The following is a 16,278-nucleotide window of genomic DNA, read 5'->3' as shown; positions in this document are numbered from 1 at the left end:
TCCGAAGCCAATGAATACGTACTTACTACCACCGGAAGGCCCGCCGGAACCCGGCAATGGTAACGAGCCGGATACGGCCGACCTTGACGCAGCGGCGGACGACGACGGCCGCCCGCCCTGCGTGCTGGTGTTCAACGCCAGCGACCCGAGCGGCGCCGGCGGCCTGAGCGGCGACGCCCTGGCGATCGCGTCGGTTGGCGCTCACATGCTGGGCGTGGTGACGGGTGTGTTCGCCCGCGACACGGCCGAGGTGTTCGATCACTTCCCCCTGGACGAGGAGCAGGTGGCCGAACAGGCGCGCGCCATCCTGGAGGACGTGCAGGTGCAGGTGATCAAGGTCGGCTTCGCCGGCAGCCCGGACAACCTGGGCCGCATCGCGGAAGCCGCCTCGGACCACCCGGACGTGCCGGTGGTGGCCTACATGCCGCACCTGTCCTGGTGGAGCGACGAGGAGATCGAGAGCTACCTGGACGCCTTCGCCGAGCTGGTGCTGCCGCAGACCGCCGTGCTGGTGGGCAACCACAGCACGCTGTGGCGCTGGCTGCTGCCCGACTGGAGCGGCGACCGGCCGCCGCTGGCGCGCGACATCGCCCGGGCGGCCGGGGAGCACGGCGTCTCCTACACCCTGGTGACGGGCCAGGTGCGCCCCGACGGCGCCATCGAGAACACGCTGGCGTCGCCCCAGGCCGTCGTCGCCAGCGAGAAGTACGAGCGGCTGGAGGCGGTGTTCTCCGGCGCCGGCGAGACGCTGTCGGCCGCGCTGGCGGCGCTGCTGTCCACCGGCGCCGACCTGGCCGCCGCCACCGCCGAGGCGCTGGCCTACATGGACCGCTGCCTGGACGCGGGCTTCCGCCCCGGCATGGGCCACGTGCTGCCCGACCGCCTGTTCTGGGCGCAACCCGATACCGAGGGCGACGATGACGAGGCCGCGCCGTCCGACTTCGCCCTGCCGCCCCACGAGACCCGACATTGACCGCATGACCACCGACATCAACGACCAGCTCTTCGAGCGCGCCCGCGCCGTCATCCCCGGCGGCGTGAACTCGCCCGTGCGCGCCTTCCGCGCGGTGGGCGGCACGCCGCGCTTCATCGCCCGCGCCGAGGGGCCCTACATGTGGGATGCCGCCGGCACCCGGTACATCGACTACATCGGCTCCTGGGGGCCGATGATCCTGGGCCATGGCCACCCGGCCGTGATCGAGGCGGTGCAGCGCGCGGTGGCCGAGGGCCTGTCCTTCGGCGCGCCGACCGAGCGCGAGATCGAACTGGCCGAGGCGATCCTGGCGCTGATGCCCTCGATGGAGATGGTGCGCCTGGTCAGCTCCGGCACCGAGGCGGCGATGAGCGCGCTGCGCCTGGCGCGCGGCGCCACCGGCCGCAAGCGCATCATCAAGTTCGAGGGCTGCTACCACGGCCATGCCGACGCGCTGCTGGTCAAGGCCGGCTCCGGGCTGGCGACCTTCGGGCAGACCACCTCGGCCGGCGTGCCGGAGGAGGTCGTGCAGCACACGCTGGTGCTCGAGTACAACAACGTCGCGCAATTGGAGGAAGCCTTCGCGCTGCACGGCAGGGACATCGCCTGCCTGATCATCGAGGCCATCGCCGGCAACATGAACTTCGTGCGCACGACGCCCGCGTTCGCCCGCCGCTGCCGCGAGCTGTGCACGCAGTACGGCGCGCTGCTGGTGGTGGACGAGGTGATGACGGGCTTTCGCGTCGGGCCGCGCGGCGCGCAGGGCGTGCTCGGCATCACGCCCGACCTCACCGTGCTGGGCAAGGTGATCGGCGGCGGCATGCCGCTGGCCGCCTTCGGCGGGCCGCGCGCCATCATGGAGCAGCTGGCGCCGCTGGGGCCGGTCTACCAGGCCGGTACGCTCTCGGGCAACCCGGTGGCCACCGCCTGCGGGCTGGCGACGCTGCGGGAGATCGCCAGGCCGGGCTTCTACGAATCGCTGGCGGCGAAGACGCGCACGCTGGTCGACGGCCTCGCAGCCGCCGCGGCCGCGGAAGGCGTGCCCTTCAGCGCCGACTGCGAGGGCGGCATGTTCGGCTTCTTCCTGCTGCCGGCGCTGCCGGTCAACTACGGCCAGGTGATGCAAAGCGACGGCGCCCGCTTCAACCGCCTGTTCCACGGCCTGCTGGCGCGCGGCGTGTACATCGCGCCGGCGCTGTACGAGGCCGGCTTCGTCAGTGCCGCGCACGGCGATGCCGACATCGCAGCGACGCTGGAGGCGGCGCGCGAGGCATTTCGCGGGCTTTGACCCTGGCCGTCGGCATCCGCCGCTAAAATGCTCCGTTCGCCCGCGCCCGCGGGGGTTTCATCTGCTGGTTGGGGAGGACGCCATGCCCATCGACGCCCTCTTCCAATTGGGGATCGTTCCAGTTGACCTGAACACCTCCCAAGAGGAAGAACACTTCCGTCGCCCACGGCGACGCGCGCACGCGGCCCCGCGCTGCGCATCGATCCGATCGTCGTCATCGAATGCATCGCGGCAGCGCATGCCCGCGCGGCTGCACCCGATGCAGGATCAGGTCTGTCATAGCCGAACGCCGGCCTGAGCGCCGCGGCGCGCCCCCTGCGGCGCGCCGGGCGCTCGCTCGTTCGCCGGGGCGCCGCACGCGCCCCTTGTTCCCCGCGGCATCGGCCGCTGCGCTTTCCATCACTGCTTCGTCCGTCGGTTTCCCGCGCCAGGGTGCGCGGGGCGCCGCACGGCCTGCTTCCCTTCATGATCCAGACGCCCTACTACCTCATCGACAAGGCCGCCCTGCAGGAGAACCTGCGGCAGGCCGCCCGGCTGCGCGAACTGTCGGGCGCGAAGATCCTGCTGGCGCTCAAGTGCTTCGCCACCTGGCCGGTGTTCGACCTGATGCGCGAGCACCTGGACGGCAGCACCTCCTCCTCGCTGTTCGAGCTGAAGCTGGGCCGCGAGAAGTTCGGCGGGGAAACGCACGCCTACAGCGTGGCCTGGTCGGACCACGAGATCGACGAGGCCGTGGCGCACGCCGACAAGATCATCTTCAACTCCGTCTCGCAGCTGCAGCGGCTGGGCGATCGCGCCGCCGCCATCCCGCGCGGGCTGCGGCTGAACCCGCAGGTCAGCGCCGCCGGCTACGACCTGGCCGATCCGGCCCGGCCCTTCAGCCGGCTGGGCGAGTCGGACGCGGCGCGGGTCGAGGCGGTCATGGACCGCATCGACGGCTTCATGATCCACAACAACTGCGAGAACCGCGACTTCGCGCGCTTCAACCAGCTGCTGGGCGAGACGGAGGCGCGCTTCGCGCCGCTGCTGGCGCGCGCGAACTGGGTCAGCCTGGGCGGCGGCATCCACTTCACCGCGCCGGGCTACCCGCTCGAGGCGCTGGGCGAGCGGCTGCGCACCTTCGCGCAGCGCCACGGCGTGCAGGTCTACCTGGAGCCCGGCGAGGCGCTGGTGCAGGACAGCGCCTCGCTGGAGGTGACGGTGCTGGACACGCTCCTCAACGGCAAGCAGCTGGCCGTGGTCGACGCCGCCACCGAGGCGCACATGCTGGACCTGCTGATCTACCGTCTCAGCGCGCGCGTGGAGCCCGATGCCGGACCGCACCGCTACATGGTCTGCGGCCGCACCTGCCTGGCCGGCGACGTGTTCGGCGAGTACGACTTCCCCGAGCCGCTGGTGCCGGGCTCGCGCATCTCGCTGCGCGATGCGGCCGGCTACACGATGGTCAAGAAGAACTGGTTCAACGGCGTCGCCATGCCGGCGATCGCCGTGAAGGAACTGGACGGCCGGACGCGCGTCGTGCGCGAGTTCGGCTACCAGGACTACGTGGACAGCCTGGGCTGATCGCCCACGTCCCCTACCCCTTGCAGGAGAACGGAGAGCAAGCCATGAAAAAGAACGTCCTCATCATCGGTGCCGGCGGCGTGGCCCACGTGGTGGCGCACAAGTGCGCGCAGAACAACCGCGCGCTGGGCGACATCCACATCGCCTCGCGCACGGTGGCCAAGTGCCAGGCCATCGTGGCGTCGGTGCTCGACAGGCGCAGCCTGCAGCAGCCCGGCGTGCTGCAGGCCCACGCGCTGGACGCGCTCGACGTGCAGGCCACGGCGGCGCTGATCCGCGCGACCAAGGCGCGCATCGTGATCCAGGCCGGCTCGTCCTTCCTCAACATGGCGGTGCTGTCGGCCTGCATCGCCACCGGCGCGGCCTACATCGACACCGCCATCCACGAGGACCCGGACAAGGTCTGCGAGACGCCGCCCTGGTACGCCAACCATGAATGGAAGCGCCGCGAGGCCTGCGCGGCCGCCGGCGTCACGGCCGTGCTGGGCATCGGCTTCGACCCCGGCGTGGTCAACGCCTACGCCCGGCTGGCGCAGGACGCGTTCTTCGACCGCATCGAGTCGATCGACATCATCGACACCAACGCCGGCTCGCACGGCCGCTGGTTCGCCACCAACTTCGACCCCGAGATCAACTTCCGCGAGTTCACCGGCACGGTCTGGTCGTGGCAGGACCGGCAGTGGACCGCCAACAGGATGTTCGAGGTGCGCCGCGAATGGACGCTGCCGGCCGTCGGCACGCAGACCACCTACCTCACGGGCCATGACGAGCTGCACTCGCTGTCCAGCCTGCTCGACGTGCCGAGCATCCGCTTCTGGATGGGCTTCTCCGACCACTACATCAACGTCTTCACCGTGCTGAACAAGCTCGGCCTGCTGTCGGAGAAGCCGGTCGCGCTCCCCGGCGGCGGCGAGGTGGTGCCGCTGCAGGTGGTCAAGGCCGTGCTGCCGGACCCGGCCTCGCTGGCGCCCACCTACCAGGGCCTGACGTGCATCGGCGACAAGGTGCGCGGCACCAAGGACGGCCAGTCGCGCGAGGTCTTCATCTACAACGTGTGCGACCACGCGGCCTGCTGGCGCGAGGTGGGCAGCCAGGCCATCTCGTACACCGCCGGCGTGCCGGCCGTGGCGGCGGCGCTGCTCATCGCCGACGGCACCTGGGACGTGCACCGCATGGCGAACGTCGAGGAGCTGCCGCCGCAGCCCCTGCTGGCGCTGATGGACCGCATGGGCCTGCCCACGCGCATCCAGGACGCGCAGTGCGACCGGCCGCTGGCCGAGGCGCTGGCCGGTGCGGCGCCCGATGCCAGCAACGACGCGCAGGCCGCGGTGGCCGCGCCGCGGCGCAAGGCGCGCGTGGCCTGACGCGCCGCGCGACGCCGAAAAAAGTTCGCCGAGCGGCGTAGCGAGCGGCGCCAGGTCGCGCCGAGGACCGCAGCCGTACTGACGTACGGCGAGGACCGCAGGCGCGAGATGGCGCCGCGCAGTAGCCGAGCGGCGAACTTTTCAGTGGCGGAAGTGGCGCACGCCTGAGAACACCATCGCCACGCCGCGCTCGTCGGCCGCGTCGATCACCTCCTGATCGCGCATCGAGCCGCCCGGCTGGATGACACAGGTGGCGCCGTGGTCGATCACCACGTCCAGCCCGTCGCGGAAGGGGAAGAAGGCGTCGCTGGCCACAGCGGAGCCCGCCAGCGACAGGCCGGCATGCTCGGCCTTGATGCTGGCGATGCGCGCCGAGTCGAGCCGGCTCATCTGGCCGGCGCCCACGCCCAGCGTCATGCCGCCGGCGCAGAACACGATGGCGTTGCTCTTGACGTATTGCGCCACCTGCCAGGCGAAGAGCAGGTCCTGAAGCTGTTCGGGCGTCGGCTGCTTCTTCGTCACCACCTTGAGGTCGGCCGCCTTCAGCACGTGGTTGTCGGCGGTCTGGATCAAGAGGCCCGAGCCGACGCGCTTGACGTCCATCGCGTTGCGGCCGTTGTCCCAGTCGGTGGCGCCGCCCGGCGGCAGGTCGATCTGCAGGATGCGCACGTTCTGCTTGGCCTTGGTGGCCTGGAACACGGCCAGCGCCTCCGGGCTGTAGCCGGGCGCCATCAGCACCTCGACGAACTGCTTGTTGATCTCCTGCGCGGCGGCCAGATCCACCGGCCGGTTGAAGGCGATGATGCCGCCGAAGGCGGAGGTCGGATCGGTCTTGAAGGCCTTGGCGTAGGTCTCCAGCGCGTCCTTGCCGACGGCCACGCCGCAGGGGTTGGCGTGCTTGACGATCACGCAGGCCGGCTCGTCGAAGCTCTTGACGCATTCCCAGGCGGCGTCGGCGTCGGCGATGTTGTTGTAGCTCAGCTCCTTGCCCTGCAGCTGCTTCGCCGTCACCAGCGAGCCAGGCGCCGGGTACAGGTCGCGGTAGAAGGCCGCCTGCTGGTGCGGGTTCTCGCCGTAGCGCAGGTCCTGCAGCTTGACGAAGCGGCCGTTGCTCTGCGCCGGGAACAGCGAGCGCACCGGCGCGGCCTGGCCCGTGCTGGCCTCGAAGTCGATGGCGGACAGGTAGTCGCTGATGGCGCCGTCGTAGTCGGCGATGCGGTTGAAGGCGGCCACCGAGAGGGCGAAGCGCGTGCGGTCGCTCACCTTGCCGCCTTCCTTCAGCTCGGCCAGCACCTGCGCGTACTGCGAGGCGTCGGTCAGCACCGCCACGTCCTTCCAGTTCTTGGCCGCGCTGCGCACCATCGCCGGGCCGCCGATGTCGATGTTCTCGATCGCGTCCTCCAGCGTGCAGCCCGGCTTGGCGACCGTCGCCTCGAAGGGATAGAGGTTGACCACCAGCAGGTCGATGGTGTCGATGCCGTGCTGCTCGATCGCCGCCACGTGCGCCGGCAGGTCGCGCCGCGCCAGCAGGCCGCCGTGGATCTTCGGGTGCAGCGTCTTCACGCGGCCGTCGAGCATCTCGGGAAAGCCGGTGTGGTCGGCCACCTCGGTCACCGGCAGGCCGGCGTCGGCCAGCAGTTTGGCGGTGCCGCCGGTGGACAGCAGCTTCACGCCCAGCGCGTCGAGCGCCTTCGCGAAGTCAAGGATGCCGGTCTTGTCGGAGACGGAGAGAAGGGCCGTGAGCGCCATGATGAGGTTGGATTGCGGGTGAGTGGGAAGTGACGCTCGTGAAGCGGGGCGAGCGCAGCGAAGCCGTTTCGGGGACACCCGCGGAGCCGGCTTTGCCGGGCCGCAGGGTGTGCCCCCTGCAAGGGGGTTGGCGGAGCGGACGAAGTCCGCGGAGACTGGGGGCTATTTCAAGATCCTGTGCTCGACGAGCTTCTTGCGCAGCGTGTTGCGGTTCAGGCCGAGCCACTGGGCGGCGCGCGACTGGTTGCCTTCGGCGCGCGACATCACCACCTCCAGCAGCGGCTTCTCGACCACGTTGACGATCATGTCGTACATGCCGTCCGGCTCGGTGCCGCGCAGGTCCTTGAAGTAGCCTTCCAGGCTGCTGCGTACGCACTCCTCGATCTGCTTCTTGCTCATCTCGTTCTCGTGTTGTCGTCCTTGGGCCGCGTCGCGGCACGCAGGCCGCCGGCGCTCGCTTCAGTGCAGGCTGCCGCAGTGCGCCTCGTGCTCGTCCTGCTCGTCGGGCAGCACCGGCGCTGCCGCAGGCAGCCGGTCCATGCACCGGCCGAGCGCATCGAAGAAGTCGGCGACCGCCTGAAGCTGCTCGCGCGCATCCTCGATGCGGTTCATGCGGTCGCGGAAATTCTCGCCGCCCGGCAGCGCCCGCACGTACCACCCGATGTGCTTGCGCGCGGTGCGCACGCCGCTGCGCTCGCCGTACAGCGCATGGTGTTCCTGCAGGTGCTCCAGCAGCAGCCGCTGCACCTCGGCCACCAGCGGCGGCGCCAGGTGCTGGCCGGTCGCGAGGAAGTGGCCCACCTCGCGGAAGATCCAGGGCCGTCCCTGTGCCGCGCGGCCGATCATGACCGCGTCGGCGCCGGTGGCGGCCAGCACCTCGCGCGCTTTCTCGGGCGAATCGATGTCGCCGTTGGCCACCACCGGGATGCGCACGGCCGCCTTCACCGCGGCGACGGTGTCGTATTCGGCCTGGCCCTTGTAGCCCTGCTCGCGCGTGCGGCCGTGCACGGTCAGCATCTGCACGCCGGCGCGCTCGAAGTCGCGCGCCAGCTTTTCGGCGTTGCGGCATTCGGCACTCCAGCCGGTGCGCATCTTCAGCGTCACCGGCACGCCGTGCGGTGCCGCGGCGGCCACCACTGCCTCGGCGATGGCGAGCGCCAGCGGCTCGTCGCGCATCAGCGCCGAACCGGCCCAGCGGCTGCACACTTTCTTGGCCGGGCAGCCCATGTTGATGTCGATGATCTGCGCGCCGCGGTCGATGTTGTACTGCGCGGCCTCGGCCATCATGGCCGCGTCGGTGCCGGCGATCTGCACCGAGATGGGGCCCGGCTCGCCGGCATGGTCGGCGCGGCGCGAGGTCTTCAGCGAATTCCACAGGTCCTTGCGCGAGGTCACCATCTCGCTGACCGCGTAGCCCGCGCCGAGCGAGCGGCACAGCTTGCGGAAGGGCCGGTCCGTCACACCGGCCATGGGCGCGACGAACAGCCGGTTCTCTAGCGCGATGGGGCCGATGTGCATGGTGGCGGAAGGAACGGGCGGGCGCGCCCGGGTTGCTGAAAAATGAGGCAAGGATTCTAGCCAGCGGCGATTTCAGCGACTGAAACGATTTGCACCCTGCCGCGCGCTCGTCTCCCCTGCTTTCGGCCCGGCTTCCGACAGCGATGGCCGGGCAGTGCTTCCTATACTGCCGCGCCGCCATCGTCCTCCATGCAAGTCTGGCTCGACTCCCTTCTCGCCCTGCTCTCGCTGCCGCAGTACGGCCTCACGACGCTGTTCGTCGTCGCCTTCGTCTCGGCCACGCTGCTGCCCATGGGCTCGGAGCCGGCGCTGTTCGGGCTGCTCAAGCTCAACCCCGAGATGTTCTGGCCGGCGGTGCTGGTCGCCACCGCCGGCAACACGCTGGGCGGCGCCCTGAGCTGGTGGATGGGCTACGGCGCGCACAAGATGGCCGACAAGTACGCACACTCCAGCCATCACCTGCGCGCACTCGCGTGGCTGGAGCGCATGGGCCCGAAGGCCTGCCTGCTGAGCTGGCTGCCGCTGGTGGGCGACCCGCTGTGCGCCGTGGCCGGCTGGCTGCGCCTGGCGTTCTGGCCCTGCGTGCTCTACATGGCCATCGGCAAGTTCGGGCGCTACGTGGTGATGACGGTGGCGCTGCTGTACATCTGGCCCGACAGCTAGGGCCTGCGCTCACGACACGGCCGGCGCATCCGCCTCCAGCGCGTCGCCCACATGCCCGGCCAGCAGATCGTCCAGTGCCGCAACGCCGCGCTTGTACCGCTGGCGGATCCGGTAGAACGGCCTGTGCAGCGGCGGCAGCACCGTGTGCAGGACGGCCAGCCTCCCGAGCGCCAGTTGATCCCGCACGGCATGCAGCGACAGGCAGGTGATCCCGAGCCCCGCCGCCGTCGCCTGCTTGATCGCCTCCGTGTCACCCAGTTGGGTGGTGGACTCGAACCCGCCCAGATGCGGCAGCAGCAGCTGGTCGAGCAGTTCGCGCGTGCCGGAGCCGGCCTCGCGCAGCAGCCAGCGCTCTGCGCGAAGCTCGTCCAAGCTCGCCGCCGCGGCACGCACCGCCAGCGGATGCCCGGCCGCGGACACGATGGCCAGCTCGTCGGTGCCCCAGGCCTGCACATCCAGCTCGTCGGAATGGCAGGGCCCTTCGATCAGGCCCACGTCGACATCCGTGCGCAGCACGGCGGCGACGATGTCCTGCGTGTTGCCGATGCGCATCTCCACCGTCACACGCGGCCGCTCGCGCTGGAACTGCGCGATGCGGGCCGGCATGACGTAGTTGCCGATGGTGGTGCTCGCGCCCAGCCGGATGTGCGCGGGCAGGGCGCCATGCCGGCCGGCGGCGCCGTCCACACCGAAATCACGCTCGATCTCCATCGCCGCGCTCAGCACCGCGCGTGCGCGCGAGTGGAGCGCGCGCCCCGTCTCGTTGAGCAGCAGGCGCTTGCCTGCGCGGTCGAACAGCGGCGCGCCCAGCAGGGATTCCAGTTCCGCCAGCGCGGCGCTGGTGGCCGACTGCGACAGGGGGATGCTGGCGGCGGCCGCGGTGGTGCTGCCCGACTCCGCGATCGCGGAAAAGATCTGAAGCTGTCTGAGCGTCAGCCTCATGGGGTCGCTTTATTCATAAGATGAGTTGATCATATTCATATAACTCGTTTTTCATTAGAGCGCCGCGCCGCCAAGATCGGGCTCCTTTCAGGAAAAGAAGAAAGAGAGCCTCATGCCTGCATCCGGCGGCAGCGCAGCCCCTTCGCTGCGCCGCGCGATCCTTCCGGTCTCGCCCTCCCTGCTGCCCGGCCTGGCGCTCGCGGGCGCCATCGCTTTCGCGGCGCTGCGCCTCGGCGCGCTGCCCTGGTTCCAGGACAGGGGCCTGAGCGCGCTCACCCTGGCCATCGTGATCGGCATGCTGATCGGCAACACCGTCTATCCGCGGCTGCAGGCCCGCGTCGACGACGGCATCGCGTTCTCCAAGACGACGCTGCTGCGCGCCGGAATCGTGCTGTATGGCATCCGCCTCACGTTCGCGGACGTGGCCTCGATCGGCCTGCCCGGACTGCTCATCGACGCGCTGATGCTGGGGAGCACCTACCTGGCCGCCTACTGGCTCGGCACGCGGGTGCTGCGCCTCGACCGGGAGGCCGCGCTGCTGATCGGCGCCGGCAGTTCCATCTGCGGCGCGGCAGCCGTGATGGCCGCGCAGCCGCTGGTGAAGGCACGCGCCGAGCACGCGACGATCGCGGTGGCGACGGTCGTGGTCTTCGGCACGCTCGCCATGTTCGCGTGGCCCGCGGTCTACCGCATCGGCGCCGAGCACGGGCTGCTGCAGTGGAGCGCGCAGGACTACGGCGTCTTCGTCGGCTCGACCGTGCACGAGGTGGCACAGGTGGTGGTCGCCGGCCGCGCGCTGGGGCCGGAGGCCGCGGACGCGGCCGTCATCACGAAGATGGTGCGCGTGATGATGCTGGCGCCGGTGCTGATGCTGGTGGCCTTCCTGCTGGCCCGCAGCCGGCCGTCGCCGGGCGCGCCGGCGGGAGGCCGCGCGCGCATCGCCGTGCCCTGGTTCGCCTTCGGCTTCATCGCCGTCATCGCGCTGAACTCCGTCCTGCCCGTGCCGCCGGCCTGGAAGGGCCCGGCCATCGCGGCGGACGACCTGCTGCTGGCGACCGCCATGGCCGCGCTCGGGCTGACGACCCACATGTCGGCCCTGCGGCGCGCGGGCATGCGGCCGATGGTGCTGGCGTCGCTGCTGTTCGGCTGGCTGCTGGTCGGCGGGCTGGCGGTGCATCACGCCGTGCACCACGTGCTGCGCTGACGGGCCGCGGCGCCGCAGCCGCGCCGGCAGCGACATGCGCCCGCCGGGCGGCGGAAGCTACACGTTGAACAGGAAGTTCATCACGTCGCCATCCTTGACGACGTACTCCTTGCCCTCGCTGCGCATCCGGCCGGCATCCTTGGCGCCCTGCTCGCCCTTGTGGGCGATGTAGTCGTCGAAGCCGATGGTCTGCGCGCGGATGAAGCCGCGCTCGAAGTCGCCGTGGATCACGCCGGCCGCCTGCGGCGCGGTGTCGCCGACATGGATGGTCCAGGCGCGCACCTCCTTCACGCCGGCGGTGAAGTAGGTCTGCAGGCCCAGCAGCCGGAAGGCGGCGCGGATCAGGCGGTTCAAGCCCGGCTCGTCCTGGCCGATCTCCTCGAGGAACATCTTCTTGTCCTCGTCGTCCATGTCGGCCATCTCGGCCTCGATCTTGGCGCAGATGGCGACCACCGGGGCGTTCTGGCCGGCGGCGTACTCCTTCAGGCGGTCGAGCAGCGGGTTGTTCTCGAAGCCGTCCTCGCTCACGTTGCCGACGAACATCGCCGGCTTGGCGGTGATCAGGCACAGCGGCTTGAGCAGCAGTTGTTCATCCTTGCTCAGCTGCAGCGCGCGCGCGGGCTTGCCTTCGTTGAGCGCCGCCTGCACCGGGCCGAGCAGCTTGACCATCGCCGCGGCCTCCTTGTCGTTGCCACTCTTGGCCGCCTTGGTGTAGCGCTGCAGCGCCTTCTCGACCGTGCCCAGGTCGGCCAGGCACAGCTCGGTCTGGATCACCTCGATGTCGGCGATCGGGTCCACCTTGCCGGCGACGTGGATGACGTTCGGGTCCTCGAAGCAGCGCACCACGTTGACGATGGCGTCGGTCTCGCGGATGTGCGCCAGGAACTGGTTGCCCAGCCCCTCGCCCTTGCTCGCGCCCGCCACCAGGCCGGCGATGTCGACGAACTCGACGATGGCCGGCAGGATGCGCTCGGGCTTCACGATCTCGGCCAGCTGCGCCAGGCGCGGATCGGGCACCTCGACCACACCCACGTTGGGCTCGATGGTGCAGAAGGGGTAGTTCTCGGCCGCGATGCCGGCCTTGGTCAGCGCGTTGAAGAGGGTGGACTTGCCCACGTTGGGCAGGCCGACGATGCCGCACTTGAGGCTCATGGAAATTCCTTTGAAAACAACCCCTTATGCACCATCGAGCCCAACGTGGGCGTGGTCGAGGTGCCCGATCCGCGCCTGGCGCAGCTGGCCGAAATCTGCCAGCCTGAGCGCTTCGTGCCGGCGATCCTGCGAGGCGTTGGTCCTCGTTTTGCCTGGGGGAAACTGATGCCGATTGTATTGACCACCAGGGCCGCCCAGAGCGTTGACGTTCGTCGAGCAACCTATCACCATCCCGCCCCGCGCAGACACAGGCTCTGCCTGTAGCGACGCCCCAGGAGATTTCAAGTGACCTTGACCGAAGCAATCCGACGTGTGCTCCAGCAGCATCCCACGGGCCTGTCTCCAGCACAGATGGTGGAGGTGATGAAGCGCGAGATGCCGCACCTCTACAACACGCCGCGGCACCGCGAATCACTGGCCAAGAAGACCGTCACGAGTTTGGACCACGCCTTGAAGGCGGATATCTACTTCTTGTACCCGAGGGTGGAGGGAGTTGAGGCCGACAAAACGGTGAAGCCAATGCGCCTCTTCTGGGCAAAAGCGGACACACCGGGCCCTACGTCAGGCCCTGCTCCAGCTTTGATAGCAGAGGAAGAGGCAGAAGTCCCACTCATGAGCGCCGAGACCATCGCAAAGCTCGAAGCGGGCGTCGGAACGCTGTATGTCCTGGGCACCCAGACATATACCAATGAAGGGTTCGAGATCGTCAAGATCGGGATCACGGCAGGCTCAGTTGAGCAACGCATCAAGCAGCTGTTCAACACCAGCGCGGCCCTACCTTTTCGCGTAATTCTTCAGCAGGAAACCGGAAACTATTCTGAGTTAGAGAAGGCACTCCACAATCTGCTCGACCCGTTCCGCATCCACAGCGCTCGAGAGTTCTTCTCGGATCGATGCCTACCCTTTGTCGACGAGGTGCTTCGTATTCATAGCGCGATTCAAGCTGCCTCCAAGTAGCAGCCAAACGAAGCGGCGCTCACCGCCGAACAATCGCCTGGTCGAACGAGGCGTCATAGGATGGCCCTTGACCAAGGAAGGCCGATGCCTGTTGTACTGATCAGCGATTCCCTGCTGCGTCGCAGCGCTCTCTCGGACGGCACCATCCTGCGCGACCGGCAGCTCAGCGGCTTCTGCGTGCGCATGAATGCCAGGAAGCGCACCTTCCGAGTCGCCACCAGCATCGCGGGCAAACAGTTCCGCATGAACCTGGGGTATTGGCCCTTGATGAGTGCTGACGAGGCACGGGCGCGGGCAATGGAGGTGCTGGCTCAGTGTCGGCGCGGGGAGCAACCCGCACGTGCGATGGCGCCCAAGGTGCTGCCGCCGCTGCGTGAAGTGGTCGCAGCCTACTGCGATGCCAAGGGGATCAAGGCATCCAGCCGGCAACGCTATGACTCGCTGTTCCGCACGCACTTTGCACATTGGCAGGAGCGCCCGGTGTCGGATCTTGCACTGCCGGAGTTCACTGCGCACTGCCAGGCCTTCGCCAGCACCCGCGGCGCGGCGTTGGTCGAGATGGGCCGAGGCGTCCTCGGCGCAGTGCTGAAGTACGCGAGCGCAATGCACGGCCTGGAGCTGCACTCACCCTTTGTCAAGCTCGCAGCAGTGGGGCTGCTGCCAGATCGGGCTCAGCCTCGCGCCCGGGTGCTGCAGGAGGCCGATCTGCCCGCATGGAAGCGCGCCCTCGACCAGCTCGGGGAGCGTCAACGCGACTTTCTCCTCCTGGTGCTCTACACGGGGCTCCGACGCGACGAAGCTAGGGGGCTACGTCGAGCTCAAATTGACCTCGCTGGCGGCGTTCTGAGCGTCCCTGAAACCAAGAACGGGAAGGGGCACACCCTGCCCATCACCCCGGCGATGCGCGAGGTGCTGGAACGGCGCTGCAGGGGACTGGAAGCAGACGGCGAACTGTTCGCCGGGGTCGCGGCTGGGCACCTGTCGAAGATGATGGCTCGGGTGGGCTCACCAGCGTTCATGCTGCACGACCTCCGGAAGCTGATGGCGACTGTGGGCGAGCGCCTGGGGGTGGGCGATGCAGTGCTGCGTCGGATTCTGAATCACACCCCGCCCAAGGGCGACGTGCTGCACCGACACTATGTGGAGCTGACCGTCGAGGACGTGCGCCCGAAGCTGCAACTCGTTCAAGACCATTTGCAGCGCTTGCTGAGCGCGACCGGGAATAGGTGAATTGCGCTCTGACGACGAATCATCCATCAGCGGCCGCTCCCGGGGAGCGTTGTCTTACGCAGGTATGTACATCCGCTTCAGCGGCACTAGACGCTTCGTCTCGGCGTCAGTGTTGTCGTAGTGCTCTATCAGGGCCCTGACTACGGTATCCATGGTCCACAAGGTGAGCGGAACCGCCGCACGGTCAGCTTCATAAAACGCGTCTCGGCTAAAACCGCCAGTGCTGACATAGAGACCGCGATCGTCCTGGTGCCTGCCCCCTAGAAAGCTACGAATGGCCCTGCTATCCATCTGACCACTACGATGCTTCACCTCAACAACTATGCGTGGGTGCTCGAATCCGAACCCATCTGGTGACGCGACGATGTCCTTACCGCGATCAGGACCCGGCGGTGAGACGAGGGTCTTGTAGCCCATCGCCCGGAGAATTCCGGCGACAAGGTCTTGCATGTCATCCCAATCAAGCTTGGCCACAATGTCTTTGATGCGCTCTAGAGCGACCGACTCGATGCCCGAGAGGGGGTCAACAGCTAGCGCCGCAGGGGCGCCGGCACCTGCGGCCTCTTCCAACTCTGCATCGTCATCGTCCGAGACAAGAATCCCCCCCGAAGCGCCCTCGGAGGATTGAGCTGCCACCCGGATTTCTGCGGCCGCCTCTTCCGGGACGACGAAGACGGTCAAGGTGGAGCCGAGGGAATTCTTGGTCTTTGTCGGTAGGCGATCCCGCTCGATCTCGACGGGCAGCCACTGAACTGTCCGAACCAGCGCCAGACCATCAACGGCTGTGGCCTGTTGGTATGTCGCGCCACTTTGCACTGTCCCCAAAAGATAGGTGCGATTATCTGGCGAGTAGGTGACGACTTCATCGCCGACCTGAATTTCATTCAAGAAGCGCCAGATTTGCGCAGCACCTGCAATTACGGTGCCCCGCTTTAGCTCCGGGTGTCTTTGCGCATACAGAGTCTTGATTTCAGCCTTCGTCATCCCGGGCGAAACCTCACCTGCGATCTCGCCCCACCCAATGGCGACGATAGAGCGATCGCGAAAGGTGTCATAGAGACGGCCACGCTCCCCTCGAATCATCCAAGTCTTCGACATTTTCAACGCCCTCCAGTGCGGGGCGCAGATGGTAGTCCATCCGGGTGCCGCTTGAGCGGATTCAGGCGGTGCTGGCGGCAATGATGATCAAGTAGGCGGGTCGCAGAAGTTGCCTGAGCAACCATGCACATAGCCTGACAAATTGCCGACGCGGGACACCTTACACCTGCGGTGAAAGAACAATGTTTTTGACTGCTCCAAGCCCTCAATTCGGGCTGTTTCCTTATACTTGGGACTTCGTCCTCGCACGGCATGACCCTGAGCGCCGGAGCGTCCGTAGTGGAACCCAGCCATCTATAAGGACTGGCTTCTTCTTACAGGAAAAACGGCAGCCAGGGCTTGAGCGCCGCCCATTCCGCTACAGGGGTGTGAAGGTCATAGCTACCATCGTCGACTGTCCGCTCCTTCCTGGATTGCTTGCTCTTGATGGCGCCTTCATTGACCATGAGAAATCCGCCCTCTCAACTGTCGAAGGTGATAGCTTGTTGATTTCCATCCAGAACTGACCCACTTGGCCCGGTAATTTCCATCCAAATCTGACCCACGTAAGAACCCTAACCTGCTGCTTTTGGTGGCA

Annotated in this window: 14 protein-coding genes; 8 read left to right on the top strand and 6 right to left on the bottom strand. The window is 68.0% G+C overall.

Annotated features, from left to right (window positions below; genetic code table 11):
• Nucleotides 1–10: 10 nt before the first annotated feature.
• From thiD to Q392_RS13050, 4 genes are all read left to right on the top strand, one after another.
• Complete coding sequence (gene thiD, locus Q392_RS13065; RefSeq protein ID WP_038207848.1) at nucleotides 11–973, top strand: bifunctional hydroxymethylpyrimidine kinase/phosphomethylpyrimidine kinase; 963 nt, start codon at nucleotides 11–13, stop codon at nucleotides 971–973.
• A gap of 4 nt (nucleotides 974–977) precedes the next feature.
• On the top strand, nucleotides 978–2,261 hold the full coding sequence (gene hemL / locus Q392_RS13060; protein ID WP_038207846.1) for a glutamate-1-semialdehyde 2,1-aminomutase: 1,284 nt from the start codon (nucleotides 978–980) through the stop codon (nucleotides 2,259–2,261).
• A gap of 465 nt (nucleotides 2,262–2,726) precedes the next feature.
• The gene (locus tag Q392_RS13055) at nucleotides 2,727–3,824 is read left to right on the top strand and encodes a carboxynorspermidine decarboxylase (protein ID WP_038208137.1); all 1,098 of its coding nucleotides are present in this window, start codon (nucleotides 2,727–2,729) and stop codon (nucleotides 3,822–3,824) included.
• A gap of 44 nt (nucleotides 3,825–3,868) precedes the next feature.
• Nucleotides 3,869–5,188, top strand: a complete 1,320-nt coding sequence (locus Q392_RS13050; protein WP_051953412.1) for a saccharopine dehydrogenase family protein — start codon at nucleotides 3,869–3,871, stop codon at nucleotides 5,186–5,188.
• A 141-nt stretch (nucleotides 5,189–5,329) separates the two neighbouring features.
• Here the strand turns inward: Q392_RS13050 and purH are convergent, their stop codons facing one another.
• The 3 genes from purH to dusB form a co-directional block, all read right to left on the bottom strand.
• Nucleotides 5,330–6,937: a bifunctional phosphoribosylaminoimidazolecarboxamide formyltransferase/IMP cyclohydrolase gene (gene purH / locus Q392_RS13045; RefSeq protein ID WP_038207843.1), complete on the bottom strand. Its 1,608-nt coding sequence runs from the start codon at nucleotides 6,935–6,937 to the stop codon at nucleotides 5,330–5,332.
• A gap of 162 nt (nucleotides 6,938–7,099) precedes the next feature.
• Entirely contained in the window at nucleotides 7,100–7,336 is a 237-nt protein-coding gene (locus Q392_RS13040; RefSeq protein WP_038207840.1) for a Fis family transcriptional regulator, read from the bottom strand.
• Nucleotides 7,337–7,396: 60 nt separating this feature from the next.
• Nucleotides 7,397–8,455, bottom strand: coding sequence for a tRNA dihydrouridine synthase DusB (gene dusB, locus Q392_RS13035; RefSeq protein WP_038207837.1), 1,059 nt, complete (start codon nucleotides 8,453–8,455; stop codon nucleotides 7,397–7,399).
• A 189-nt stretch (nucleotides 8,456–8,644) separates the two neighbouring features.
• Here dusB and Q392_RS13030 point away from each other — a divergent pair, with 189 nt between their 5' ends.
• Nucleotides 8,645–9,118: a YqaA family protein gene (locus tag Q392_RS13030; protein ID WP_038207834.1), complete on the top strand. Its 474-nt coding sequence runs from the start codon at nucleotides 8,645–8,647 to the stop codon at nucleotides 9,116–9,118.
• 9 nt (nucleotides 9,119–9,127) lie between these two features.
• Here Q392_RS13030 and Q392_RS13025 read toward each other — a convergent pair whose 3' ends face one another.
• On the bottom strand, nucleotides 9,128–10,060 hold the full coding sequence (locus Q392_RS13025; protein WP_038207819.1) for a LysR family transcriptional regulator: 933 nt from the start codon (nucleotides 10,058–10,060) through the stop codon (nucleotides 9,128–9,130).
• A gap of 112 nt (nucleotides 10,061–10,172) precedes the next feature.
• Between Q392_RS13025 and Q392_RS13020 the strand changes: the two genes are divergently transcribed.
• Nucleotides 10,173–11,264, top strand: a complete 1,092-nt coding sequence (locus Q392_RS13020; protein WP_038207817.1) for a YeiH family protein — start codon at nucleotides 10,173–10,175, stop codon at nucleotides 11,262–11,264.
• Between the two features lie 57 nt (nucleotides 11,265–11,321).
• Here the strand turns inward: Q392_RS13020 and ychF are convergent, their stop codons facing one another.
• Entirely contained in the window at nucleotides 11,322–12,416 is a 1,095-nt protein-coding gene (gene ychF, locus Q392_RS13015) for a redox-regulated ATPase YchF (RefSeq protein WP_038207814.1), read from the bottom strand.
• A gap of 285 nt (nucleotides 12,417–12,701) precedes the next feature.
• On the opposite strand from ychF, the gene Q392_RS33645 reads away from it, so the two are divergent.
• Both Q392_RS33645 and Q392_RS13005 read left to right on the top strand, forming a co-directional pair.
• Nucleotides 12,702–13,373: a GIY-YIG nuclease family protein gene (locus tag Q392_RS33645; RefSeq protein WP_038207811.1), complete on the top strand. Its 672-nt coding sequence runs from the start codon at nucleotides 12,702–12,704 to the stop codon at nucleotides 13,371–13,373.
• An 84-nt stretch (nucleotides 13,374–13,457) separates the two neighbouring features.
• Nucleotides 13,458–14,603 (top strand): tyrosine-type recombinase/integrase, encoded by a 1,146-nt coding sequence (locus Q392_RS13005; protein ID WP_038207808.1) that lies wholly within the window; start codon nucleotides 13,458–13,460, stop codon nucleotides 14,601–14,603.
• 54 nt (nucleotides 14,604–14,657) lie between these two features.
• Here the strand turns inward: Q392_RS13005 and Q392_RS13000 are convergent, their stop codons facing one another.
• Entirely contained in the window at nucleotides 14,658–15,701 is a 1,044-nt protein-coding gene (locus Q392_RS13000; RefSeq protein ID WP_038207799.1) for a restriction endonuclease, read from the bottom strand.
• Nucleotides 15,702–16,278 lie beyond the last annotated feature (577 nt).

The organism is Xenophilus azovorans DSM 13620, from assembly GCF_000745855.1.
In the GTDB taxonomy this organism is placed as follows: Bacteria; Pseudomonadota; Gammaproteobacteria; order Burkholderiales; family Burkholderiaceae_C; genus Xenophilus; species Xenophilus azovorans.
Note: the sequence above shows the minus strand (reverse complement) of the source record. Positions and strands in the feature narration are given on the sequence as shown.